Source organism: Paraconexibacter algicola, assembly GCF_003044185.1.
GTDB lineage: Bacteria > Actinomycetota > Thermoleophilia > Solirubrobacterales > Solirubrobacteraceae > Paraconexibacter > Paraconexibacter algicola.
Genome location: NZ_PYYB01000005.1, coordinates 93,457 through 114,220, shown reverse-complemented (window position 1 = coordinate 114,220; position 20,764 = coordinate 93,457). Strand labels below are relative to the sequence as shown.

General features: G+C 71.2%; 31 protein-coding genes. 5 read left to right on the top strand and 26 right to left on the bottom strand.

Features of this window, described 5'->3' with window-relative positions:
• Positions 1-8: 8 nt before the first annotated feature.
• Positions 9-623, top strand: a complete 615-nt coding sequence (locus C7Y72_RS21580) for a class I SAM-dependent methyltransferase (RefSeq protein WP_107571369.1) — start codon at positions 9-11, stop codon at positions 621-623.
• Complete coding sequence (locus C7Y72_RS21575) at positions 620-2,062, top strand: glycosyltransferase family protein (protein ID WP_146175493.1); 1,443 nt, start codon at positions 620-622, stop codon at positions 2,060-2,062. The genes C7Y72_RS21580 and C7Y72_RS21575 overlap by 4 nt, the downstream gene beginning before the upstream one ends.
• A 63-nt stretch (positions 2,063-2,125) precedes the next feature.
• On the opposite strand, the gene rplO is transcribed toward C7Y72_RS21575, so the two are convergent.
• From rplO to fusA, 23 genes are all read right to left on the bottom strand, one after another.
• Positions 2,126-2,644: a 50S ribosomal protein L15 gene (gene rplO, locus C7Y72_RS21570; RefSeq protein ID WP_107571272.1), complete on the bottom strand. Its 519-nt coding sequence runs from the start codon at positions 2,642-2,644 to the stop codon at positions 2,126-2,128.
• A 3-nt stretch (positions 2,645-2,647) separates the two neighbouring features.
• Positions 2,648-2,827 carry a 50S ribosomal protein L30 gene (gene rpmD, locus C7Y72_RS21565; RefSeq protein ID WP_107571271.1) on the bottom strand — a complete coding sequence of 60 codons (180 nt, stop codon included), beginning with the start codon at positions 2,825-2,827 and terminating at the stop codon, positions 2,648-2,650.
• Positions 2,824-3,462 (bottom strand): 30S ribosomal protein S5, encoded by a 639-nt coding sequence (gene rpsE, locus C7Y72_RS21560; RefSeq protein ID WP_250645386.1) that lies wholly within the window; start codon positions 3,460-3,462, stop codon positions 2,824-2,826. The genes rpmD and rpsE overlap by 4 nt, the downstream gene beginning before the upstream one ends.
• Before the next feature lie 24 nt (positions 3,463-3,486).
• Positions 3,487-3,840: a 50S ribosomal protein L18 gene (gene rplR / locus C7Y72_RS21555; protein ID WP_107571270.1), complete on the bottom strand. Its 354-nt coding sequence runs from the start codon at positions 3,838-3,840 to the stop codon at positions 3,487-3,489.
• Positions 3,837-4,370: a 50S ribosomal protein L6 gene (gene rplF, locus C7Y72_RS21550; protein ID WP_107571269.1), complete on the bottom strand. Its 534-nt coding sequence runs from the start codon at positions 4,368-4,370 to the stop codon at positions 3,837-3,839. Before rplF ends, rplR begins: the two co-directional genes overlap by 4 nt.
• Before the next feature lie 5 nt (positions 4,371-4,375).
• Positions 4,376-4,783, bottom strand: coding sequence for a 30S ribosomal protein S8 (gene rpsH, locus C7Y72_RS21545; RefSeq protein ID WP_107571268.1), 408 nt, complete (start codon positions 4,781-4,783; stop codon positions 4,376-4,378).
• A gap of 8 nt (positions 4,784-4,791) precedes the next feature.
• A complete protein-coding gene (locus tag C7Y72_RS21540; protein ID WP_107571267.1) occupies positions 4,792-4,977 on the bottom strand; it encodes a type Z 30S ribosomal protein S14 in 186 nt (61 codons plus the stop codon).
• A 5-nt stretch (positions 4,978-4,982) separates the two neighbouring features.
• A complete protein-coding gene (gene rplE / locus C7Y72_RS21535) occupies positions 4,983-5,582 on the bottom strand; it encodes a 50S ribosomal protein L5 (RefSeq protein WP_107571266.1) in 600 nt (199 codons plus the stop codon).
• 11 nt (positions 5,583-5,593) lie between these two features.
• On the bottom strand, positions 5,594-5,920 hold the full coding sequence (gene rplX, locus C7Y72_RS21530) for a 50S ribosomal protein L24 (protein ID WP_154732979.1): 327 nt from the start codon (positions 5,918-5,920) through the stop codon (positions 5,594-5,596).
• Positions 5,920-6,288: a 50S ribosomal protein L14 gene (gene rplN, locus C7Y72_RS21525; RefSeq protein ID WP_107571265.1), complete on the bottom strand. Its 369-nt coding sequence runs from the start codon at positions 6,286-6,288 to the stop codon at positions 5,920-5,922. The genes rplX and rplN overlap by 1 nt, the downstream gene beginning before the upstream one ends.
• A complete protein-coding gene (gene rpsQ, locus C7Y72_RS24065) occupies positions 6,285-6,569 on the bottom strand; it encodes a 30S ribosomal protein S17 (protein WP_233243962.1) in 285 nt (94 codons plus the stop codon). Before rpsQ ends, rplN begins: the two co-directional genes overlap by 4 nt.
• 284 nt (positions 6,570-6,853) lie before the next feature.
• Complete coding sequence (gene rpmC / locus C7Y72_RS21515; RefSeq protein ID WP_107571264.1) at positions 6,854-7,057, bottom strand: 50S ribosomal protein L29; 204 nt, start codon at positions 7,055-7,057, stop codon at positions 6,854-6,856.
• Between the two features lie 2 nt (positions 7,058-7,059).
• Positions 7,060-7,473 (bottom strand): 50S ribosomal protein L16, encoded by a 414-nt coding sequence (gene rplP, locus C7Y72_RS21510; protein ID WP_107571263.1) that lies wholly within the window; start codon positions 7,471-7,473, stop codon positions 7,060-7,062.
• Positions 7,474-8,379, bottom strand: a complete 906-nt coding sequence (gene rpsC, locus C7Y72_RS21505; RefSeq protein ID WP_107571262.1) for a 30S ribosomal protein S3 — start codon at positions 8,377-8,379, stop codon at positions 7,474-7,476. It abuts the gene before it with no gap.
• A 3-nt stretch (positions 8,380-8,382) separates the two neighbouring features.
• Positions 8,383-9,006 carry a 50S ribosomal protein L22 gene (rplV, locus tag C7Y72_RS24250; RefSeq protein WP_196189119.1) on the bottom strand — a complete coding sequence of 208 codons (624 nt, stop codon included), beginning with the start codon at positions 9,004-9,006 and terminating at the stop codon, positions 8,383-8,385.
• Positions 9,003-9,275 (bottom strand): 30S ribosomal protein S19, encoded by a 273-nt coding sequence (gene rpsS / locus C7Y72_RS21495; RefSeq protein ID WP_107571261.1) that lies wholly within the window; start codon positions 9,273-9,275, stop codon positions 9,003-9,005. The genes rplV and rpsS overlap by 4 nt, the downstream gene beginning before the upstream one ends.
• A 2-nt stretch (positions 9,276-9,277) precedes the next feature.
• Positions 9,278-10,120, bottom strand: coding sequence for a 50S ribosomal protein L2 (gene rplB / locus C7Y72_RS21490; RefSeq protein WP_107571260.1), 843 nt, complete (start codon positions 10,118-10,120; stop codon positions 9,278-9,280).
• A gap of 7 nt (positions 10,121-10,127) precedes the next feature.
• Positions 10,128-10,427, bottom strand: coding sequence for a 50S ribosomal protein L23 (gene rplW / locus C7Y72_RS21485; protein ID WP_107571259.1), 300 nt, complete (start codon positions 10,425-10,427; stop codon positions 10,128-10,130).
• A 3-nt stretch (positions 10,428-10,430) separates the two neighbouring features.
• Positions 10,431-11,090, bottom strand: coding sequence for a 50S ribosomal protein L4 (gene rplD / locus C7Y72_RS21480; RefSeq protein ID WP_107571258.1), 660 nt, complete (start codon positions 11,088-11,090; stop codon positions 10,431-10,433).
• A complete protein-coding gene (gene rplC, locus C7Y72_RS21475) occupies positions 11,083-11,700 on the bottom strand; it encodes a 50S ribosomal protein L3 (RefSeq protein ID WP_107571257.1) in 618 nt (205 codons plus the stop codon). Before rplC ends, rplD begins: the two co-directional genes overlap by 8 nt.
• Before the next feature lie 3 nt (positions 11,701-11,703).
• The gene (gene rpsJ, locus C7Y72_RS21470; protein ID WP_107571256.1) at positions 11,704-12,030 is read right to left on the bottom strand and encodes a 30S ribosomal protein S10; all 327 of its coding nucleotides are present in this window, start codon (positions 12,028-12,030) and stop codon (positions 11,704-11,706) included.
• Between the two features lie 216 nt (positions 12,031-12,246).
• Complete coding sequence (gene tuf, locus C7Y72_RS21465; RefSeq protein ID WP_107571255.1) at positions 12,247-13,431, bottom strand: elongation factor Tu; 1,185 nt, start codon at positions 13,429-13,431, stop codon at positions 12,247-12,249.
• A gap of 106 nt (positions 13,432-13,537) precedes the next feature.
• Positions 13,538-15,640, bottom strand: a complete 2,103-nt coding sequence (gene fusA / locus C7Y72_RS21460) for an elongation factor G (protein ID WP_107571254.1) — start codon at positions 15,638-15,640, stop codon at positions 13,538-13,540.
• 231 nt (positions 15,641-15,871) lie between these two features.
• Here fusA and C7Y72_RS22945 point away from each other — a divergent pair, with 231 nt between their 5' ends.
• Complete coding sequence (locus C7Y72_RS22945; protein WP_146175492.1) at positions 15,872-17,080, top strand: hypothetical protein; 1,209 nt, start codon at positions 15,872-15,874, stop codon at positions 17,078-17,080.
• A gap of 590 nt (positions 17,081-17,670) precedes the next feature.
• Here C7Y72_RS22945 and rpsG read toward each other — a convergent pair.
• Complete coding sequence (gene rpsG / locus C7Y72_RS21445) at positions 17,671-18,141, bottom strand: 30S ribosomal protein S7 (protein WP_107571252.1); 471 nt, start codon at positions 18,139-18,141, stop codon at positions 17,671-17,673.
• 7 nt (positions 18,142-18,148) lie between these two features.
• Positions 18,149-18,547, bottom strand: a complete 399-nt coding sequence (gene rpsL, locus C7Y72_RS21440) for a 30S ribosomal protein S12 (protein ID WP_107571251.1) — start codon at positions 18,545-18,547, stop codon at positions 18,149-18,151.
• A 103-nt stretch (positions 18,548-18,650) separates the two neighbouring features.
• On the opposite strand from rpsL, the gene C7Y72_RS21435 reads away from it, so the two are divergent.
• A complete protein-coding gene (locus tag C7Y72_RS21435) occupies positions 18,651-19,109 on the top strand; it encodes a hypothetical protein (RefSeq protein WP_107571250.1) in 459 nt (152 codons plus the stop codon).
• Between the two features lie 15 nt (positions 19,110-19,124).
• Here the strand turns inward: C7Y72_RS21435 and ald are convergent, their stop codons facing one another.
• Positions 19,125-20,255 carry an alanine dehydrogenase gene (gene ald / locus C7Y72_RS21430; protein ID WP_107571249.1) on the bottom strand — a complete coding sequence of 377 codons (1,131 nt, stop codon included), beginning with the start codon at positions 20,253-20,255 and terminating at the stop codon, positions 19,125-19,127.
• Positions 20,256-20,309: 54 nt separating this feature from the next.
• Between ald and C7Y72_RS21425 the strand changes: the two genes are divergently transcribed.
• Positions 20,310-20,759: an Lrp/AsnC family transcriptional regulator gene (locus C7Y72_RS21425; protein ID WP_158276989.1), complete on the top strand. Its 450-nt coding sequence runs from the start codon at positions 20,310-20,312 to the stop codon at positions 20,757-20,759.
• The last annotated feature ends 5 nt before the right edge of the window (positions 20,760-20,764 follow it).

Below are 20,764 nucleotides of genomic sequence, written 5' to 3'. Positions count from 1 at the left end.
TCGCGGCGATGACGGAAGGATCGATACCGGACACGTACTCCGGGAACGCGTACGACAAGTACGGGTCACGGAATCCGCTCGTGCGGCGGATGCTGCGCGGCTTCTGGACGGCGTTCGACGGGCTCGTGGTCCCGGCCGCCCCGCGGACCGTGCTCGAGGTCGGCTGCGGCGAGGGCGTGGTCACCGCGCACCTCGCCGCGCTGCCCGGGGTCGAGCGGGCGGTCGGACTCGATCTGGACGTGCCGAAGCTGCGTCCGCACTGGGCGGCGCGCCCGGACCTCGAGTTCGTCACCGGCGACGCGACCCGCCTGCCGTTCGACGACGGGTCCTTCGACCTCGTCTGCCTCGTCGAGATGCTCCAGCTGGTCCCCGACGCCGACGCGGCGCTGCGCGAGGCGCTGCGGGTGAGCCGCGCGGGCATCGTCGTGACCGTGCCCCGCGAGCCGCTCTGGCGGATCCTCAACGTCGCGCGTGGCGCGCACCTGCGACGGCTGGGCAACACCCCGGGCCACGTCCACCACTTCTCGCGTGCCGACGCGTCGCGCCTGCTGGCCGGCCACGGCCGGCTCGTCGAGCTGCGCAGCGCCTTCCCGTGGACGCTGGGGCGCGTCCTCGCGCGTTGAGCGCCCGGGCGGCACGGGCCGCCCCGGTGCTCGCGTCGGCCGCCCTGCTCGTGCTGGCGGCGTGGGCGTGGATCCGCTACCCGGTGGCGCCCACCTACGACTCGCTCGCCTCGCTGGTCTGGGGCCGCGACGTGCTCGCCGGGCGCATGCCGGCCTTCGACGGCTTCCACGCGCCGACGGAGCATCCGCTGTGGCTGGCCCTCTCGGTGCTGCTCGCCCCGCTCGGCGAGCAGGCGGGCCGCGGCATGACCCTCGTGACCGTGCTCGCGCTGGTCGCCCTGGCGGTCGGGACGTACCGGCTCGGGGCGCGCGTGTTCGGACCGGCCGCGGGGGTGGTCGCCGCCGGCCTCCTGCTGACACGGCTGAACTTCGGGTTCTACGCGGCCTTCGGCTTCCTCGACGTCCCGTTCGTGGCCCTGGTGATCTGGGCCGCGGCGCTCGAGGCGGAGCGGCCACGCCGCGGCGGGATCGTCTGGGTGCTGCTGGTGGCCGCGGGCCTGCTGCGCCCCGAGGCGTGGGTGATGGCGGGCGCCTACGCGCTGTGGCTCGGCGGTCCGCCCGCGGCGATCGTGCGCCGCGGCGTGCTCGTCGCCCTCGCACCCGTCCTGTGGGCTCTGACCGACCTGGTGGTCACGGGGAACCCGCTGTTCTCGTTCACGTACACCACCGACGCGGCCAGCGACCTCGGGCGCACGCGCGGGCTGCTGCACCTGCCGGAGTCGGTGTACGGCGCGCTGCGCGAGGTGCTCAAGCCGCCGGTCCTCGCGGCCGGGCTCGCCGGTCTGGTGCTCGCGCTGCGCCGCGGATCCCCGTCGCGCACGGACCTCGTGCTCCTCGGGACGGGCGCACTGGGGCTGCTGACCTTCTGCGCCCTGGTTGTCGGCGGCGTGTCCGCGCAGGTGCCCCGATACGCGGCGGTGCTCGCCGTGGTGCTGCTGGTCTACGCCGGGCACCTCGTCGCGACCGGCGGCCGACTGGTCCTCGCCGCGCGGCGTGGGGTCGCGCTGGCCGCCGTCGCGGTCCTCGCGACGGCGGGCGGCCTCCTGGCGACGCGCCTGCACCCGGCCTCCGCGGCGTCGGAGCTGCGCTTCCGCGTGGCGGTCGAGCGCGACCTCGCCGCCGCGCTGCGGACCCCCGCGGTCCGCCGCGCTCGCGCCTGCGGACCGATCGCGGTGCCGACCCACAAGCTCCTGCCGGTGACGCGCTGGCTCGTCGGCGGTCACGAGGACCGGGTGATCGCCCGCAGCGACCTCGACGAGCGCCGTCGCCCCGGCGTGGTGCTGCTCCCCCAGGGCTTCCGGCTGCTGCACAACGCGGCCTACGGGTCGTTCACCGCGGGGGTCGGGGCACCGGCCACGGTGACACAGCGGGTGCCGTCGGAGCTGCGGTTCCGCGGCCGCAGCCCGGGCCGTCGGTTCGCGATCTACACGCGGTGCTGAGACGACGACGGGGCGCCGTCCCTGCGGACGGCGCCCCGTGGCGCGACGTGGTGTCGGGTCCGGCTAGGACTCGATGACGACGACGGTGCCGCCGGCGGCCTCGATGGCCTCCTTGGCGGCGCCCGAGAACTTGTGCGCGTGCACGGTCATCGGCTTGGTGATGGTCCCCTTGGCGAGGATCTTCACCGGCACGTCCTTCGCCTGGGCGAGGCCGGCCTTCGCCAGCAGCTCCGGGGTGACCTCGGTGCCCGCGTCGTAGCGACGCTCGAGCTCGCCGATGTTCACGCCCTGCGTCTGCGTGCGGAACGGCTCGAACGGCATCGACTTCTTCATGTGCGGGCCGCGCAGCTTGCGCAGCCGCATGTGGATCGGCATCTGGCCGCCCTCGAACCGCGCGCGGTCCTTGGCGCCCGAGCGCGAGCCCGCGCCCTTGTGGCCGCGGCCGGAGGTCTTGCCCATGCCGGAGCCGTGCCCACGGCCGACGCGCTTGCGCTTCTTGCGGCTGCCCGGGGCGGGCTTGAGGGTGTGGAGCGCGACGTCCTCCGCGGACAGCTCCTCCACCGGCTTCTTCTTCGCGGCCATGGCTTACGACTCCTCGACGCGCACCAGGTGGCGGACCTTGTGCAGGTTCCCGCGCGCCTGGGGCGTGTCCTCGACTTCGACGGTCTGCCCGATCTTGCGCAGCCCGAGGGTGCGCAGGGCGTCGAGCTGGCTCTTGTCCGAGCCGTTCTTGCTCTTGAACTGGGTGGCCTTCAGGGTGCTCACGCGGAGACCTCCTCGGTGCTCTCCGACGCGGGCGCGTCGGTCGCCTCGGCGGCGGCCTCGCCCTCGGCGGGCGCCTCGGCGGAGATCGTCTGCGCCTCCATCGCCTCGCGCTCCTCCTTGGAGGCCAGGCCGAGGACCGCGTTCACCGACAGGCCGCGCAGGTCGGCCACCTCGGCCGGGGTGCGCAGCGACTCGAGGCCGGCGATGGTCGCCTTGACGAGGTTGATCGGGTTCTGCGAGCCGAGGCTCTTGGAGAGGATGTCGTGGATCCCCGCGAGCTCGAGCACCGCGCGGACGCCACCGCCGGCGATGACACCGGTACCGGGCGAGGCCGGCTTGAGCAGCACGCGGCCGGACCCGAAGATGCCGAGGGTCGGGTGCGTGATGGTCGAGCCGTGCTTGGGGACGCGGAACAGGTTCTTCTTCGCCTGCTCGACGGCCTTCTGGATCGCGAGCGGGACCTCGTTCGCCTTGCCGTAGCCGACACCGACGACGCTCTGCTCGTCCCCCACCACGACCAGCGCGGTGAAGGAGAAGCGGCGGCCGCCCTTGACGACCTTCGCGACGCGGTTGATCTCGACGACCCGCTCCTGCAGGTCGAGCCCGCCGGGGTTCACTGAACGATCGACAGCCATGAAAATCCTTTGCTGGTGCCCGGCCTAGACGGCCAGGCCCCCCTCGCGGACGCCGTCGGCGAACGCCTTGACGTTTCCGTGGAACTGGTAGCCGCCACGGTCGAAGACCGCGGACTCCACGCCCTTGGCCTTCGCGCGCTCGGCGAGCAGCTTGCCGGCCTTCTCCGCCTGCTCCTTGGGCGGCAGGTTCCGCAGCTCGGCCTCGGTCCACGACACGGACGCGAGCGTGTGCCCGGCGAGGTCGTCGACGAGCTGGGCGGCGATGCCCTTGTTGGAGCGGAACACGGACACGCGCGGGCGCTCCGGCGTGCCGGAGACCTTCGCGCGGACGCGGCGGCGGCGCTTGAGGCGCGCCTGGGCCTTGGTCTTGACGCTCATGCGCGCTTACCAACCTTCCGGGCGACGTACTCGCCCTCGTAGCGGATGCCCTTGCCCTTGTAGGGCTCCGGCGGCCGCTGCTTCCGGATGTACGCAGCGGTCTCGCCGACCAGCTGCTTGGAGATGCCCTTCACGATGACGCGCGTGGGCTGCGGCACCTCGAACTCGATGCCGTCCGGCGCGGGGACCGGGACGGGGTGCGAGTAGCCGAGGGCCAGCTCGAGGTCCTTGCCCTTCATCACGGCGCGGTAGCCGACACCCTGGATCTCCAGCGTCTTGCTGAAGCCCTCGGTGACGCCCTCGACCATGTTGGCGACGAGGGAACGGGTCAGGCCGTGCAGGGCACGGTGCTCACCGCGGTCCGTGGGGCGCGTGACGAGGAGCTCCTCGCCCTCCTGCGCGACGGTCATGTCGCGATGGATGCGCTCGCTGAGCTCGCCCTTGGGACCGTTGACGGTCACGAGCTCGGGCTGGATGCCGACGGTGACGCCGGCGGGGACGGGGATGGGCTTACGGCCGATACGGGACATGCTGCCTACCAGACGTACGCGACGACCTCGCCACCGACGCCCGCCTTGCGCGCGTCGTGACCGGTCATCACGCCCTTGGACGTGGACACGATCGCGGTCCCCAGGCCACCCTGCACCTTGGGGATGTCCGCGTTCCCGACGTAGTTGCGCTGGCCCGGGCGCGAGATCCGGCGGATCCCGCTGATCGCCGAGCGGCGGTCGTCGGAGTACTTGAGATCGATCTTGATGAGCTCGGCCGGATGCGAGGAGCTGGGGGCCTCGACGCTGAACGCGTCGATGTAGCCCTGCTCCTTCAGCACGCGGGCGATCTCCTTCTTGAGCTTGCTCGCCGGGATGTCCACCGTCTCGTGCGACGCGTTGATCGCGTTGCGGATGCGGGTGAGGAAATCGGCGACGGGGTCGGTCATCGACATGTCTGCACCTACCAGCTGCTCTTGGTCATGCCGGGGATGTAGCCGTTGTGCGCGAGCTCGCGCAGGCAGATGCGGCACACCCCGAACTTGCGGTACACGGCGCGCGAGCGGCCGCAGCGGCGGCAGCGGGTGTACTCGCGGGTGCTGTACTTCTGCGGGCGCTGCTGACGCACGCGCTGAGACGTCTTGGCCATGTGCGTCAGGCCTCCTCGGACTGATCGGCGGGGATGTACTTGTTGTTCTCCTTCGAGAACGGCATGCCGAACGCCTCGAGCAGCGCGTAGCACTCCTCGTCGGTCTTCGCGGTGGTCGTGAACGTGATGTCCAGACCGCGGACCTGGTCGACGGCGTCGTAGTCGATCTCGGGGAAGATGATCTGCTCCTTGACGCCCATGGAGTAGTTCCCCATGCCGTCGAAGGAGGTGGGCTTCAGGCCGCGGAAGTCGCGGACGCGCGGGAGCGCGACGGAGCACAGGCGGTCGATGAACTCGTAGGCGCGCGCACCGCGGAGGGTGACGCTGGCGCCGACGGGCATCTCCTCGCGGAGCTTGAACGCGGCGATGGACTTGCGGGCGCGGCGGACGTTCGGCTTCTGGCCGGCGATCGTGCCGAGCTGCTCCATGGCCTGCTCGAAGACCTTCGAGTCCTGCTTGTGCTCGCCGAGACCCATGTTCAGGGTCACCTTGACGAGCTTCGGGGCCTGCATCGAGGAGGAGTAGCCGAAGCGCTCGATGAGCGCCGGCTTGATCTCCTGCTCGTAGCGGACCTTCAGGCGGGCGGGTGTGGCGGTGGCGGTCATGATCAGGGCCTCTAGTCGAGCTTCGTGCCCGAGGACTTCGTCACGCGGTTGCGCACGCCGTTCTCACGGCTGACGCCGACACGGGTGGGCTTCTTCGACTTCGGGTCGAGCAGCATGACGTTGGAGATGTGGATCGGGCCTTCCTTCTCGACGACGCCCCCGGCGGCCTTGACCGGGTCGGTGGACTGCATCGGGCGCTGGTGGCGCTTGACGATGTTCAGACCCTCGACGTAGACGCGGTCCTTCTCGCGGTCGACGCGCAGGACCTTGCCGGTCTTGGAGCGGTCCTTGCCGGCGATGACGACGACCTCGTCGCCCTGGCGGATCTTCACGGCCATTAGAGCACCTCCGGCGCGAGCGAGACGATCTTCATGAAGTTGCGCTCGCGCAGCTCGCGGGCGACCGGTCCGAAGATGCGCGTGCCGCGCGGGTTGTTCTGCGCGTCGATGATGACGGCCGCGTTCTCGTCGAACGCGATGTACGTCCCGTCCTCGCGGCCGAAGCTCTTCTTCGTGCGCACGACGACGGCCTTCACGACCTCGCCCTTCTTGACCGACCCCTGCGGGGTGGCCTGCTTGACGGTCGCGGTGATGATGTCCCCCACGCCGGCGTAGCGGCGGCGGGAGCCGCCCTGCACGCGGATGCAGAGGATCTCGCGGGCGCCGGTGTTGTCGGCGACCTTGAGTCGGGTCTCGTTCTGGATCACTTGGCACGCTCCAGGATCTCGACCAGGCGCCAGCGCTTGGTCCGCGACAGCGGACGGCACTCGACGACGCGCACGGTGTCGCCCGCGCCCGCATCGTTGTTCTCGTCGTGCGCGTGGAGCGTCGTCGACGAGCGGACGATCTTCTGGTACTTGCGGTGACGCTTGGCGTTGTCGACGCGGACCGTGATGGTCTTGTCGGCCTTGTCGGAGACGACGATGCCCTGGCGCACCTTGGGACGGCCGGGGCCGTGCTCCTTGGTCGGGGCCGTCGGGGCCGGCACCTCGGTGCGGGCGGCCTTCGCCTTCTCGCGCTCCTGGAGGCGGCGGCGGCTGCGCGCCTTCGCCTTCTCCTTGCGCAGCGCGTCGCGCTCCTCGGGGGTCGAGGGGCGGCGCTGGCCGCGACGGGCGCGGGCCGCGGCCTTGCGCTCCTTCGGGGTCAGCTGCGGGACGGGCTCCGCCGCGGGCGCGGGCGCCTCGGCCTCGACGGCCGCAGGGGCGTCGGCCTCGGCCGCGACCTCGGGGGCCTCGGTCTCGGGGGTCTCGGGAGTTTCGTCAACCATCATCTCTACGCCTTGTCGGTGTCGATGCCGCGCTCGCGGGCGACGGTCAGGGCGCGCGCGATCTCGCGCTTCGCCGTCTTCAGGGACGCGGTGTTCTCGAGCTCGCCGGTGGCGTGCTGGAACCGGAGCCCGAAGAGCTCACGCCGCTGGGTCTTGATGTGCGTCACGAGGTCCTTGTCCTCGAGGTCGCGCAGGGCCTTGGCGTCCATGGCTACGCCTCCTCTCGCAGGATGACCTTGGTCTTCACGGGCAGCTTGCGACCGGCGAGGCGCATGGCCTCACGCGCGAGGTCCTCCGGCACGCCGGCGAGCTCGAACATGACGCGGCCCGGCTTGACGACGGCGACCCAGCCCTCGGGCGAGCCCTTGCCGGAGCCCATGCGGGTCTCGGCGGGCTTCTTGGTGAAGGACTTGTCCGGGAAGACGTTGATCCAGACCTTGCCGCCACGCTTGATCTTGCGGGTCATGGCGATACGGGCGGCCTCGATCTGCCGGTTGGTGATCCAGCCGGCCTCGAGGGCCTTCAGGCCGTACTCGCCGAACTGCACGGTCGTCTGACCACGCGACAGCCCGCGGCGACGGCCACGGTGCACCTTGCGGTGCTTGATGCGCTTCGGGGCGAGCATCTATCGACCTCCCTGCGGGCCACGCCCGCCTCCGCCGCCCTGGCCACCACGGCCGGGGCCTCCGCCGCGACCGCCGAAGCCGCCGCCCTGACCGCCACGGCCTCCGCCGCGACCGCCGCCGAAGCCGCCGGGGCCTCCGCCCTGGCCGCCACGGCCGCCCTGACCGCCGCGCCCGCGGCCACGGCCGCGACCGTCACGGTCGTTGCGCCCGCGACCGTCACGGTCGTCCTGGCGCGTGCTCGGGCCGTCGAGGTCCGTGAGGTCCACGCCGGTGAAGCCCTCGGGCATGATCTCGCCCTTGTTGATCCAGCACTTCACGCCGATGCGGCCGAAGGTCGTGACGGCCTCGAAGAAGCCGTAGTCGATGTCCGCGCGCATCGTGTGCAGCGGGACGCGACCGTCGGAGTAGGACTCGGTGCGGGCCATCTCCGCGCCGCCGAGGCGGCCCGAGACCTGGACCTTGCAGCCCTTGGCGCCGGAGCGCATCGCGCTGGTGAGCGCGCGCTTCATCGCGCGCCGGAACGCGACGCGGTTGCGCAGCTGCTCGGCGATCGACTGGGCCACGAGGTTCGCGTCGAGCTCCGGACGCTTGATCTCGAGGATGTTGACCTTGACCTGCTTGTTGGTGATCCGGTGCAGGTCCTTGCGCAGGGCGTCGACCTCGCTGCCGGACTTGCCGATCACGATGCCCGGGCGCGCGGTGTTGATGTTCACCTCGACCTCGTTGGCGTCCTTGCGGATCGTGATGTGCGAGAGGCCCGCGTGGGAGAGCTTGCCGACGATGTGCTTGCGGATCGCGACGTCCTCGGCGAGGTAGTCCGCGAACAGCTTCTCGTTGAACCAGTTGCTCTTCCAGTCGTGGATGTACCCCACGCGCATGGACTCGGGATGGACCTTCTGACCCATGGTCTACTGCTCCTTCGGCGTCAGCGCGATCGAGAGGTGGCTCGTGCGCTTCCGGATCTGGGTCGCGCGCCCCATGGCACGGGGGCGGAACCGCTTGAGGGTGGGGCCTTCGTCGGCGTAGATGGCGTGGATCTTCAGGTCCTCGCCGATCAGCTCGTGGTTGTGCTCCGCGTTGGCGACCGCCGACTCGAGCAGCTTGCTCCAGTCCTGCGCGACGTTGCGGTTGGCGTGCGCGAGGATCGCGCGGGCCTCCTCGACGGACTTGCCGCGGAGGTGGTCGCAGACCAGCCGCGCCTTGCGCGCGGAGGTGCGGACGTACTTGGCCTGCGCGCGGACGAGCTGCAGCTCGCCGTCGGCGGCGCGGGGCTTGGTCTTCTGGACGTGGGGAGCCGGGGCGGCGACGGCGGGAGCGTCGTCCTCGTCCTCGTCGGCCTCGTCGGCGGTGTCGGTCGCCTCGGCGACCGGCTCCTGCTCGGTGGGCTCCGCGGGGGTGTCGTCGGCGGTGGCCTCAGCAGGAGACTCGGCGACCTCGTCGGTCGTCGTGGTGTCTTCTGCGGCGGCCTCGGCCTCGACCGGCGTCCCGCTGTCCTCGGTGCCCTCGTCGGGCTTCTCGTTCTCGTCGATCATCGGACCTTCCCCGAGCCGGCGTGGCCACGGTACGTACGGGTGGGAGCGAACTCGCCGAGCTTGTGCCCGACCATGGACTCGCTGACGAACACGGGGACGTGCTTGCGCCCGTCGTGCACGGCGATCGTGTGCCCGACCATCTCCGGGAAGATCGTCGAGGTCCGGGACCAGGTCTTCACCATGGTCTTCTTCGTGCCCTCGTTCATCTTGTCGATGCGCGCCATGAGGCGCTCCTCGACGAACGGGCCCTTCTTGCTGGAGCGAGACATGTCTAGCGCTTGCCCTTCCCACGGCGACGGCCGCGCACGATGTAGCGGTCGGACGCCTTGTTCTTCTTGCGGGTGCGGTAGCCCAGCGTGGGGACGCCCCACGGGGTCACCGGGTGACGACCGGGGGTCGTCGAGCCCTCGCCACCACCGTGCGGGTGGTCGACGGGGTTCATGGCGGTGCCGCGCGTCTGCGGGCGGACGCCCATGTGACGCTTGCGGCCGGCCTTGCCGATCTTGACGTTCTGGTGGTCGGCGTTGCCGATGACGCCGACGGTCGCGCGGCACTCCGTGCGGACCTGGCGCATCTCGCCGGACGGCAGGCGCAGGGTCGCGAGGTCCCCGTCCTTCGCCATCAGCTGGATCGAGGTGCCGGCGGAGCGGCCGAGCTGACCGCCGCGGCCGGGCTGCAGCTCGACGTTGTGGATGACGGTACCCGTGGGCATGTTCGCCAGCGGCAGGCAGTTGCCGACGGCGATGTCCGCATCGGGGCCCGACACGACCGTCATGCCGACCTTCAGCCGCGCCGGGGCGAGGATGTAGGCCTTGACGCCGTCGACGTAGTGCAGCAGCGCGATGTAGGCGGTGCGGTTCGGGTCGTACTCGATCGCGGCGACCTTGGCGGGGATCCCGTCACGGGTGCGCTTGAAGTCGATCTTGCGGTAGAGCCGCTTGGCTCCGCCGCCGCGGTGACGCGCGGTCTTGCGACCGTTGGAGTTGCGGCCACCGGACTTCTTCAGACCCTCGACGAGCGTGCGCTCGGGCTCGGTCTTCGTGATCTCGGCGAAGTCCGGGTACGTGACGAACCGGAGGCCGGGGCTGGTGGGCTTGGGCTTGCGTACGGGCATGGCTCAGCTACCCCTCCAGGCCCTGCAGGCCCTGGAAGATCGGGATGGAGTCCCCGGGACGCACCTGCACGATGGCCTTCTTCCACTCCCGCGTGCGGCCGCGCGAGATGCCGCGGCGCTTGGGCTTGGACTTGACGCTCATCGTGTGGACGCCGACCACCTTGACGTCGAAGAGGACCTCGATCGCCTGCTTGATCTGCGTCTTGTGGGCATCCGCGTGGACGCGGAAGGTGTACTTGTCGGCCGACGCGAGCACGTAGCTCTTCTCGCTGACGACCGGGCGGATGATGACCTGGCTCGGATCCATGACCTAGCCCTCCTCGGTCTGCTCGGCGGTGGTGACCTTCTCGCCCTTCGCGCGCGCCGTGAGCTGCGCGAGCGCGCCCTCGGTCACGAGCAGCGAGGCGGCACCGACGAGGTCGGCGATGCCGGTGTTCGACGCGGCGATCACGGTGACGCGCTCGAGGTTGCGGAACGAGAGCGACGCGCGCTCCTCGTTGTCCGCGAGCACGACGAGCACGGAGCGGCGCTTGCCGTCCTTGAGCCAGCCGTCGAGCAGCGCGACCGCGGCCTTCGTCGAGGGCGTCTCGAAGGACGCCGGCTCGAAGACCGCGAGCGACCCGCGCTCGGCGTGCACGGAGAGGATGCTGCGCAGGGCGGCACGCTTCTCCTTGCGGTTGACCTTGAACGTGTAGTGGCGCGGCGACGGGCCGAACACGATGCCGCCGCCGGTCCAGACCGGGTTGCGGCTCGAGCCGGCACGGGCACGACCGGTGCCCTTCTGCCGCCACGGCTTGGCGCCACCGCCGCGGACCTGGCCGCGGGTCTTGGTGGACGACGTGCCCTGGCGACGGGCGTTCAGCTCGGCGCGGACCGACTCGTGCACGAGCGGCCCGTTGAAGGGCGCCGCGAACGCGGTCTCGTCGAGGTCGACGGTCTTCGTGCCGCCGAGGATGGGAGCGCTAGGCATCGGTGCGAACCTCCACGACACCGTTCTTCGGCCCGGGCACGGAGCCACGGACCAGGAGCAGGTTCTGGCCAGCGTCGATCTGCACGATCTCGAGGCCCTTCTGGGTGACGCGCTCGTTGCCCATCTGGCCGGGGCCGCGGATGCCCTTCATCACGCGGGCGGGCCAGGCGGAGGCACCGATCGAGCCGGGGGCGCGCACGTTGTGCGAGCCGTGGGACTTGGGACCGCTGGCGAAGCCGTGACGCTTGATCGTGCCCTGGAAGCCCTTGCCCTTCGAGGTGCCGGCGACCTTGACCTTGTCGCCGACCTCGAAGGCCTCGACCGTGACGGTCTCGCCGACCTGCAGCTCGCCGGCCTCGTCGCGGAACTCGACGAGGTGGCGGTGCGCGGAGGCGCCGGCCTTCTTCAGGTGCCCGAGCTCGGGCTTCGTCAGGTGCTTCTCCTTCGTCGCGCCGAACGCGAGCTGGACGGCCTCGTAGCCGTCGCGGTCGAAGGTGCGGATGCCCGTGACGGGGCACGGACCGGCCTCGAGGACGGTGACGCGCTCGACGCGGCCGTCTTCCAGGAACAGCTGGGTCATCCCCAGCTTCTTGGCAAGGATCGCAGGCATGGGTCAGCCGACCAGCTTGATCTCGATGTCGACGCCCGCCGGGAGGTGGTCGAGACGCTGGAGCGAGTCGACCGTCTTCGGCGTCGGCTGATGGATGTCGATCAGCCGCTTGTGGGTGCGGATCTCGAAGTGCTCGCGGGAGTCCTTGTCCTTGAAGGGCGAGCGGATCACGCAGTAGATGTTCTTCTCGGTCGGGAGCGGCACGGGACCCGTGACGGTCGCGCCCGTGCGCGTCGCCGTCTCGACGATCTCCTTGGCAGCCGACTCGATGGCCCGGTGGTCGTAGGCCTTGAGGCGAATGCGGATCTTGTTCTGGGTGGCAGTTGCCATGGAAGCTTCTTTCTGGGTCCTACGGCTGTTCCGTCTGACGTCCGGTGTACTGCTTCTTCTCGGGCGCTTGCGCGCTGAGGGCGGATCCCGATCACGACCGGGTTCCGCCCAGGTCCTGCGTGCTGCTGTCTCCTGCGGGTCCTGCGGTTACGGCGTGACGCGCCAGGTGCGCCGCCGGCCGGGGCCGGCGACGCACCCGTCGCAGTCGGTCCTGCGCTAGACGAGCACCTCGGTGACGACGCCCGAGCCGACCGTGCGGCCACCCTCGCGGATGGCGAAGCGGAGGCCCGGATCCATGGCGATCGGCTGGATGAGCTCGATCTCCATCTGGACGTTGTCGCCCGGCATGACCATCTCGGTCCCCTCGGGGAGGTTCGCGACGCCGGTCACGTCCGTGGTGCGGAAGTAGAACTGCGGGCGGTAGCCGGTGAAGAACGGCGTGTGACGGCCACCCTCCTCCTTCTTCAGGACGTAGACCTCCGCCTTGAACTTCGTGTGCGGGTTGATCGAGCCCGGCTTGCAGAGGACCTGCCCGCGCTCGATCTCCTCGCGCTTGGTGCCACGCAGGAGGCAGCCGACGTTCTCGCCCGCGCGACCCTCGTCGAGGATCTTGCGGAACATCTCGACGCCGGTGACGACCGTCTTGGACGAGTCCTTGATGCCGACGATCTCGACCTCGTCGCCCGTGTGGATGATGCCCTGCTCGATGCGGCCGGTCGCGACGGTGCCGCGGCCGGTGATCGAGAAGACGTCCTCGACCGGCATCAGGAACGGCTTGTCGAGGTCGCGGGTCGGCTCCGGGATGTAGCTGTCCAGGTGGCCGGCGAGCTCGATGATCGCGTCCTTGTACTTCTGCTCGCCCTCGAGGGCGCCCGTGGCCGAGCCCTGGACGAACGGGATGTCGTCGCCCGGGAAGTCGTACTCGGAGAGCAGGTCGCGGACCTCGACCTCGACGAGCTCGAGGAGCTCCTCGTCGTCGACCATGTCGACCTTGTTGAGGAACACGACGATGTACGGCACGCCGACCTGACGCGCGAGCAGGATGTGCTCGCGGGTCTGCGGCATCGGGCCGTCGGCGGCGGACACGACCAGGATCGCGCCGTCCATCTGCGCGGCGCCGGTGATCATGTTCTTGACGTAGTCGGCGTGACCCGGGCAGTCGACGTGCGCGTAGTGCCGGTTCTCGGTCTGGTACTCGACGTGGGAGGTCGCGATCGTGATGCCGCGCTCCTTCTCCTCGGGAGCGTTGTCGATCTCGGCGAACGACTTCGCCTCGCCGCCCATGGCCTCCGCCAGGACGGTCGTGATCGCAGCGGTCAGCGTCGTCTTGCCATGGTCGATGTGACCGATGGTCCCGACGTTGACGTGCGGCTTGTCGCGCTCGAACTTCTCCTTGGCCATCTACCTTCGCTCCTCGTGGGGAAAAATCGTCTGCTGGGGTCGGCCCGCCGACTCCTCAGCGAACCAGTGAAAGCTATCTCAGAACTGCGTTTCGTGCGGTCTGGGGTCAGGCCGCGCTCGGGGTGCCCGTCCGGCCCTCGGCGATCTTCTCGGCGAGGTTCGGCGGGACCTCCTCGTACCTCTCGAACTGCATCGTCGAGGACGCGCGCCCCTGCGTGTTGGAGCGCAGGTCGGTGACGTACCCGAACATCTCCGACAGCGGCACGTAGGCCGTGACGGCGAGGGCGTTGCCGCGAGGCTCCTGCCCCTCGACGCGACCGCGACGGCTGGACAGGTCGCCGATGACCGTGCCGAGGAACTCCTCGGGGGTCACGACCTCGACCTTGAAGATCGGCTCGAGCAGCACCGGCTTCGCGCGGCGGCAGGCCTCCTTGAAGGCGATCGAGCCGGCCATCTTGAACGCGATCTCCGAGGAGTCCGTCTCGTGGTACTTGCCGTCGATCAGCGTCACGCGGACGTCGACCATCGGGTAGCCGGCCTTGACGCCGTTGGCCATCGCCTCGGAGCAGCCCTTCTCGACCGAGGGGATGTACTCGGTCGGGACCGAGCCGCCCTTGATCTGGGAGACGAACTCGAAGCCCTCGCCGGGGATCGGCTCGACGTTGATCTGCACGACGCCGTACTGGCCCGAGCCGCCGGTCTGCTTGACGAACTTGCCCTCGACCTTCTCGGCGGTGCCGCGGATGGTCTCGCGGTAGGAGACCTGCGGCTTGCCGACGTTCGCCTCGACGCCGAACTCGCGCTTCATGCGGTCGACGAGGATGTCGAGGTGGAGCTCGCCCATGCCGGAGATCTCGGTCTGGCCGGTCTCCTCGTTGGTGGCGACGACGAAGGTCGGGTCCTCCTCGGCCAGGCGGCCGAGGGCGACGCCCATCTTCTCCTGGTCGGACTTCGTCTTCGGCTCGACGGCCACCTTGATGACCGGCTCCGGGAACTCCATGGACTCGAGCTTGATCGGCTGCTCCGGCGAGCACAGCGTGTCGCCGGTGACGATCTGCTTGATGCCGACGCCCGCGGCGATGTCGCCGGCGTAGACCTCGGTCACGTCCTCGCGGTCGTTGGCGTGCATCATGAGCAGGCGGCCCATGCGCTCGGTCTTGCCGGTGCCGACGTTGAGGACCTTGCCGCCGGACTCGAGGATCCCCGAGTAGACGCGGAAGTAGGTGAGCTTGCCGAAGAACGGGTCGCTCATGATCTTGAACGCGAGCGCCGAGAACGGCTCCTCGTCGCTGGCCGTGCGGGTCGCGGGCTCGCCGTCGGAGCCGTCGCGGTTGGGCACGACGCCCTCCATGGCGGGCACGTCGAGCGGGCTCGGCAGGTAGTCGATGACCGCGTCGAGCAGCGGCTGGACGCCCTTGTTCTTGAACGAGGAGCCGCAGAGGATCGGGGTGATCGCGATGGCGAGGGTCGCCTTGCGGATCGCGGTCTTGATCTGCTCCTCCGGGATCTCGCCGTCCTCGAGGATGAGCTCCATGAGCTCGTCGTCGTAGTTGGAGATCTCGTCAAGCATCTTCTCGCGCGCGTCGGCGGCCTCGTCGGCGAGCTCGGCCGGGATGTCGACGATGTCGATCTCCTTGCCGAGGTCGTCCTTGTAGATCGTCGCCTTCATCGTGACGAGGTCGATGATGCCCTTGAACTCGCCCTCCGCGCCGATCGGCAGCTGGATCGGGACCGGGTTCGCGCCGAGGCGGTCGACCATCGTCTGCACGGACATGGCGAAGTCCGCGCCCATCTTGTCCATCTTGTTGCAGTAGGCGATGCGCGGGACGGAGTACTTGTCCGCCTGACGCCACACCGTCTCGGACTGCGGCTCGACGCCGGCGGCGGCGTCGAACGTCGCGATGGCGCCGTCGAGGACGCGCAGCGAGCGCTCGACCTCGACGGTGAAGTCGACGTGGCCGGGCGTGTCGATGATGTTGATGCGGTGGTTCTGCCACTCGCAGGTGGTCGCAGCGGAGGTGATCGTGATGCCACGCTCCTGCTCCTGCTCCATCCAGTCCATCGTGGCCGCGCCGTCGTGGACCTCACCGATCTTGTGACTGCGACCGGTGTAGTAGAGGATCCGCTCGGTCGTGGTCGTCTTGCCGGCGTCGATGTGCGCCATGATCCCGATGTTCCGGGTCTTCTCGAGGGAATACTTGCGTGGCATGAGTCAGCTTCTCGATCGTCGTGGCAAAAAGAACGGGCCCACTGGGCCCGCGCGTACACCAGGGTGGTCTCCCGAGTGTCGCGCTATGTGGCAGAGGTCTCCATCAGGGCGCAGCCTTCGTCGCCGGGCCGCGCGCGCATGAGCGCGAGAAGTCCGGAAGCGGCGCGGAACCATAGCAGATCGAGGCTGGCCCTCCGGGTCGCTCCGGGCGGTGTCGCCGCGGTCCGCCTGGTGCTCGCCCTCATGGGGTTCGCAGGTGCGGTGCTCGTCGCGGTCACGACCTTCGCCCCGATCATCGAGATCACCATCGGCGGGGGCGGCAACGCCACCGCCGAGTTCGATCCGAGCCTGACCGGCTACGACCGTCACAGCGTCGCGCTGCTGCTGCTCGGGGCGCTCGCCGGGGTGCTCCATCTCGGCGCCGTCCGCGGTGCGCGCCCGGCGATGCTCGCGGTCGCCGCGTGCGGCGTCGCGGTCCTGCTGATCGCGGTCCTCGGCGACGCGCCGGACCTCGACCAGGCCGGTCGCGTCGCCGAGCTCTACGAAGACACGAGCGCCCAGGCGGGCATCGGCTTCTTCCTCGAGACGCTCGGGGGCGCGCTGCTCGCCGTGGCGGGCGTCGGCCTGCTGCTGCTCGGCGGCGGGCAGGCCGCGATCGCCGGGCGACGGACGCCGGGCGGGCCTGCGGTCGCTGCCGAGGACCCGGCGGAACCGGCTTCGGCGCAGGACGTGCCCGCGCGGGCCACGGTCGAGCCGGGTGCGCCGGCGCTCCGCGGCGCGGCGGAGGCGGCGGCCGACGTCCCGGATCCGCCGCGGACCGACGACGAGATGGACGTGCCCGCCGCGCGCGCGGGCACCGGGCCACCGCCGCGGGCGTCCGCGGGCCGGCGACTGGGCGGCGGCCTCGCCGCGGGCGCCGCGAAGGCCCGGCGCGCCCGCGAGGACCAGTCGCGGCGCCGCGCGCAGCGGGCCGAGGCGGAGCGCGCCCGCGAGGCCGCCCGCGCCGAGCGCGCCGCGCAGGCCGCCGAGCGCGAGGAGCAGGCCGCCGCGGTGGCCCGCGCCCGCGACGCCGAGGAGGCCGCGGCGCGCGGGGCTGCCGCGCGCGAGCAGGCGGACCGCGAGCGCGCCGCCGCCGAGCGCGAGGTCGCAGCGCGCGAGCAGGCCGAACGCGCGGCGACGGAGCGCCGCGAGGCGGCAGAGCGCGAGCAGGCCGCGCGCGAGCGCGAGGCCGCCGCGCGGGAGCGGGCCGAACGCGAGCGCGCGTCTGCCGAGCGCGAGGCCGCAGCCCGCGCGCAGGCCGAGCGCGAGCGGTCCGCCGGGCAGGCCCCGGAGGACGGGGCCGCACCTCCGGACGCCCCGCCCGCCGGCGGGACGCTCAGCTTCGACGAGCGCCTGCGCCAGGCCCGGGAGCGCGCGCGGCGCATGCGCGGCGGTCGCTGACCGGCCTCGCGGCGCCGGCGGCCGGTCCGGCCCCCGCCCACGACGGCGTACTGGGTGATCCGGCGCCCACATATGGGCTCGAGATCACCCAGTACGCCCCGGGCCGGGCGCGCACCGACCGAACTGGGTGATCTCGAGCCCGGATATGGCACCCGGATCACCCAGAACCGCGGGGCCGAGCGGCGGGCCCGCGACGTCACACGCGGCCCCGCACCAGGAGGCGCCCGGCCCGCCGCGCCTCCCCCGCCGCGCCTCCCCCGCCGCGCGTTCCCCGCCGCGCCTACCCCGCACGCGCCCGGACGCGCCGCACGCCGCCGGGCGCGCCGCACGCCGCCGGGCGCGCCGCACGCCGCCGGGCGCGCCTGGCCGCGCGCGCCCGCTTCGCCCGGGCGTCGCAGGCACGCTCCGCGACGACCCGGGCGGGCGCGCGCCCGCCCACCCGGGGCCGAACTGGGTGAGCGCGAGCCCGTATCTCGCCCGCAGATCAGCCAGAACGAGCGCTCGGAGCGGCGGCGGCCGGGCGTCCCGCAACGACGAACGCCGCCCCGGCGATGGGGCGGCGTTCGGTCCGGCTCAGATGGTGCGGGCGACTACCAGCGGTAGTGCGCGAAGGCCTTGTTGGCCTGCGCCATGCGGTAGATGTCGTCCTTGCGCTTGTAGGCGCCGCCCTGGTTGTTCTGGGCGTCGAGGAGCTCGTTGGCGAGACGCTGGGCCATCGTCTTCTCGCGACGCTGGCGGGCGAACTCGGCGAGCCAGCGGATCGCGAGCGTGCGCGCACGGCGGGCCGGGACCTCCACCGGGACCTGGTAGGTCGCGCCGCCGACGCGGCGGGAGCGGACCTCGAGGTTCGGCGTCAGCGCCTTGATCGAGAGCTCGAGCGCCTCGACGGGGTCCTTGCCGGTCTTCTCCGACAGGATCGCGAGGGCGTCGTAGACGATCCGCTCGGCGGTGGACTTCTTGCCGTCGAGCATGATCTTGTTGATCAGCTGCTGGACGAGGCGGGAGCGGTGGACGGCGTCCGGCTCGATCGTCCGGATCTGCGCGGCTGCGCGGCGGGGCATCAGGTACCTACTTGCTCTTCTTGACCCCGTACTGCGACCGCGCCTTCTTGCGATCGCTGACGCCGGCGGCGTCGAGGGTCCCACGGACGACCTTGTAGCGCACGCCCGGCAGATCCTTGACGCGGCCACCGCGCACGAGCACGACGGAGTGCTCCTGCAGGTTGTGCCCCTCGCCCGGGATGTAGGCCGTGACCTCGATGCCACCGGAGATGCGGACACGCGCCACCTTGCGGAGGGCCGAGTTCGGCTTCTTCGGCGTCGTCGTGTACACGCGGGTGCAGACGCCGCGACGCTGCGGGGCGGCGGTCTTCTTCTTGCGGCCCTTGCCGGACTTGAGGCCCGGGGTGGACAGCTTCTTGCTCTTCGGCGTGCGACCCTTGCGGATCAGCTGGCTGGTCGTAGGCATGCGACCGGGGAGAGTAGCAACGATCGTTCGGCGGCGACCCGTGCCCCTCCGAGGGGGCCGCCAGGCGACCGCGCCGGTCTCCCTCGCGTGGTAAGAACCGGTCATGGCCTCCGCCAACCCGATCCGCCACCTCGGCTCGCAGCTCGAAGCGCTCGCCAACTCGCTGGCGGTCCTCCCGTCGGTCGGTCGGCAGCTCACGCTGATGCGACGCGAGGTCAAGGGACTGCGGCAGGACATCGGCGAGCTGCCCGACCTGATCCGCGAGCTGACGACCGTCGTGACGCGCATGGCGGACGAGGTCGAGGGCATGCACCGCGACGTCGTGGTCATCGGGGACCGGGTGCAGCCGCTCGCCTCGCAGCTCGAGCCGCTCGCGCCGTCGCTGGGCTCCCTCGAGCCGAACCTCGAGCGCATGCTCGGAGAGATCAACGGCCTGCGCACCGATCTCGGTCGCCTGCCGTTCATGGGTCGCGGCGGCCGCGGACGCCGCGCGCCCGAGCGTCCCGGTGCCGCACCGGTCGAGGACGACGACGTCGCCCTGCGCTCGGCCGACGCGAGCTAGTCCTCGGGCCGCGGGCTAGCCCGCGAGGCCGGCCAGCGCCTCGACGGCCGGGACGTGCTCGCGGCCCTGGTCGCGCGCGACCGGCTCGTAGGTGACCGCGCCCGCGGCGACGTTCAGCCCCGCGAGGAAGCCCGGGTCGGCCTCCAGCGCGCCTCGCGCGCCGGCGCTCGCGAGCCGCACGACGTACGGCATCGTCGCGTTCGTCAGCGCGAAGGTCGAGGTGATCGGGACCGCGCCGGGCATGTTCGCCACGCAGTAGTGGGTCACGCCGTCGACCTCGTAGGTCGGGTCGGAGTGCGTGGTCGGCCGCGACGTCTCGAAGCAGCCGCCCTGGTCGATCGAGACGTCGACGAGGACCGCGTTGCGCTTCATCAGCCCGAGATGCTCGCGGGTGATGACGTGCGGGGCCTTCGCGCCGTGGACGAGCACCGCGCCGATCACCAGATCGGCCTCCGGGAGCAGGCGCTCGACGTTCAGGGTCGTGGAGAACACGGTCGAGCACCGGTTGTTCAGGAGGAAGTCGACCTCGCGCAGCCGGTCGATGTTGCGGTCCAGGACGTAGGTCTCGGCGCCCATGCCGATCGCGATCTCCGCGGCGGTGAGGCCGACGACCCCCGCCCCGATCACCACGACCTTGCCGGCCGCGACCCCGGGCACCCCGCCGAGCAGCAGGCCACGTCCCCCGAGCGGCTTCTCCAGCATGAACGCGCCCGCCTGCGTCGCGATCTTGCCGGCGACCTCGCTCATCGGGGCCAGCAGCGGCAGCCGGCCCTGCGGGTCCTCGACGGTCTCGTAGGCGATGCAGGTGGCGCCGCTGTCCATCAGGCCCTGGGTGAGGGCGGTGTCGGGCGCGAGGTGCAGGTAGGTGAAGAGCACGTGGTCGGGGCGCAGCCGCGCGACCTCGACCGGCTGGGGCTCCTTGACCTTCACGATCATGCCCGCCTGCTCGAAGACCGCGTCGGCGTCGGGGAGGATCCGGGCGCCCTGGGCGACGTACTCGTCGTCGGTGATCGCCGATCCCTCCCCCGCGCCCTGCTGCACGACCACCTCGTGGCCGCGGTCGACGAGCTCGCGCACCCCGGCGGGGGTCAGCGCGACGCGGTACTCGTCGGTCTTGATCTCGGTCGGGACGCCCACGGTGGTCATGTGCGTGATCATCGACCTCGACGACGGACCCGACAAGCTCTACGCTTGATGACCGTGAATCCGGATGCACTGGACCCGATCAACCGTGATCTCCTCCGTCTGCTCGGCGAGAACGGACGTGCGAGCTTTACCGAGCTCGGCGCGGCGGTCGGACTGAGCCCGCACGCGACCGCGGAGCGGGTGCGCCGCCTGCAGGAGTCGGGCGTCCTGCGGGGCTTCACCGCGATCGTCGACCACGCCGCGATCGGCGGCGGCCTCGAGGCGCTGATCGACGTGCGGCTGCTCGCCGCGACGCCGCCAGAGCGCTTCGAGGAGTTCGTCGCGACCCTGCCCGACGCGCGCGAGATGTGGTTCGTGACCGGCCGCTACGACTACGAGCTGCGCGTCACGTGCGCGGACCCGGAGGCGCTCGACGGGACCGTCCGCGCGATCCGCCAGCGCGGGGGCGTCGCCGCGACGGAGACCCGGATCGTCATGCGCTCCCGCCGCTTCCCCGTCGCCTGAGCGAC

What these genes read in the sequence shown, in the direction of transcription:
- C7Y72_RS21580 (WP_107571369.1), top strand. Translation starts at nt 9, where the DNA reads ATGACGGAAGGATCGATACCGGACACGTACTCCGGGAACGCGTACGAC.
- rplO (WP_107571272.1), bottom strand. Translation starts at nt 2,644, where the DNA reads ATGGCCGCGAAGAAGAAGCCGGTGGAGGAGCTGTCCGCGGAGGACGTC.
- rpsE (WP_250645386.1), bottom strand. Translation starts at nt 3,462, where the DNA reads ATGGCTGTCGATCGTTCAGTGAACCCCGGCGGGCTCGACCTGCAGGAG.
- rplR (WP_107571270.1), bottom strand. Translation starts at nt 3,840, where the DNA reads ATGAGCGTCAAGACCAAGGCCCAGGCGCGCCTCAAGCGCCGCCGCCGC.
- rplF (WP_107571269.1), bottom strand. Translation starts at nt 4,370, where the DNA reads ATGTCCCGTATCGGCCGTAAGCCCATCCCCGTCCCCGCCGGCGTCACC.
- rpsH (WP_107571268.1), bottom strand. Translation starts at nt 4,783, where the DNA reads ATGTCGATGACCGACCCCGTCGCCGATTTCCTCACCCGCATCCGCAAC.
- C7Y72_RS21540 (WP_107571267.1), bottom strand. Translation starts at nt 4,977, where the DNA reads ATGGCCAAGACGTCTCAGCGCGTGCGTCAGCAGCGCCCGCAGAAGTAC.
- rplE (WP_107571266.1), bottom strand. Translation starts at nt 5,582, where the DNA reads ATGACCGCCACCGCCACACCCGCCCGCCTGAAGGTCCGCTACGAGCAG.
- rplX (WP_154732979.1), bottom strand. Translation starts at nt 5,920, where the DNA reads ATGGCCGTGAAGATCCGCCAGGGCGACGAGGTCGTCGTCATCGCCGGC.
- rpmC (WP_107571264.1), bottom strand. Translation starts at nt 7,057, where the DNA reads ATGGACGCCAAGGCCCTGCGCGACCTCGAGGACAAGGACCTCGTGACG.
- rplP (WP_107571263.1), bottom strand. Translation starts at nt 7,473, where the DNA reads ATGCTCGCCCCGAAGCGCATCAAGCACCGCAAGGTGCACCGTGGCCGT.
- rpsC (WP_107571262.1), bottom strand. Translation starts at nt 8,379, where the DNA reads ATGGGTCAGAAGGTCCATCCCGAGTCCATGCGCGTGGGGTACATCCAC.
- rplV (WP_196189119.1), bottom strand. Translation starts at nt 9,006, where the DNA reads ATGATCGACGAGAACGAGAAGCCCGACGAGGGCACCGAGGACAGCGGG.
- rpsS (WP_107571261.1), bottom strand. Translation starts at nt 9,275, where the DNA reads ATGTCTCGCTCCAGCAAGAAGGGCCCGTTCGTCGAGGAGCGCCTCATG.
- rplB (WP_107571260.1), bottom strand. Translation starts at nt 10,120, where the DNA reads ATGCCCGTACGCAAGCCCAAGCCCACCAGCCCCGGCCTCCGGTTCGTC.
- rplW (WP_107571259.1), bottom strand. Translation starts at nt 10,427, where the DNA reads ATGGATCCGAGCCAGGTCATCATCCGCCCGGTCGTCAGCGAGAAGAGC.
- rplD (WP_107571258.1), bottom strand. Translation starts at nt 11,090, where the DNA reads ATGCCTAGCGCTCCCATCCTCGGCGGCACGAAGACCGTCGACCTCGAC.
- rplC (WP_107571257.1), bottom strand. Translation starts at nt 11,700, where the DNA reads ATGCCTGCGATCCTTGCCAAGAAGCTGGGGATGACCCAGCTGTTCCTG.
- rpsJ (WP_107571256.1), bottom strand. Translation starts at nt 12,030, where the DNA reads ATGGCAACTGCCACCCAGAACAAGATCCGCATTCGCCTCAAGGCCTAC.
- tuf (WP_107571255.1), bottom strand. Translation starts at nt 13,431, where the DNA reads ATGGCCAAGGAGAAGTTCGAGCGCGACAAGCCGCACGTCAACGTCGGG.
- fusA (WP_107571254.1), bottom strand. Translation starts at nt 15,640, where the DNA reads ATGCCACGCAAGTATTCCCTCGAGAAGACCCGGAACATCGGGATCATG.
- rpsG (WP_107571252.1), bottom strand. Translation starts at nt 18,141, where the DNA reads ATGCCCCGCCGCGCAGCCGCGCAGATCCGGACGATCGAGCCGGACGCC.
- rpsL (WP_107571251.1), bottom strand. Translation starts at nt 18,547, where the DNA reads ATGCCTACGACCAGCCAGCTGATCCGCAAGGGTCGCACGCCGAAGAGC.
- C7Y72_RS21435 (WP_107571250.1), top strand. Translation starts at nt 18,651, where the DNA reads ATGGCCTCCGCCAACCCGATCCGCCACCTCGGCTCGCAGCTCGAAGCG.
- ald (WP_107571249.1), bottom strand. Translation starts at nt 20,255, where the DNA reads ATGACCACCGTGGGCGTCCCGACCGAGATCAAGACCGACGAGTACCGC.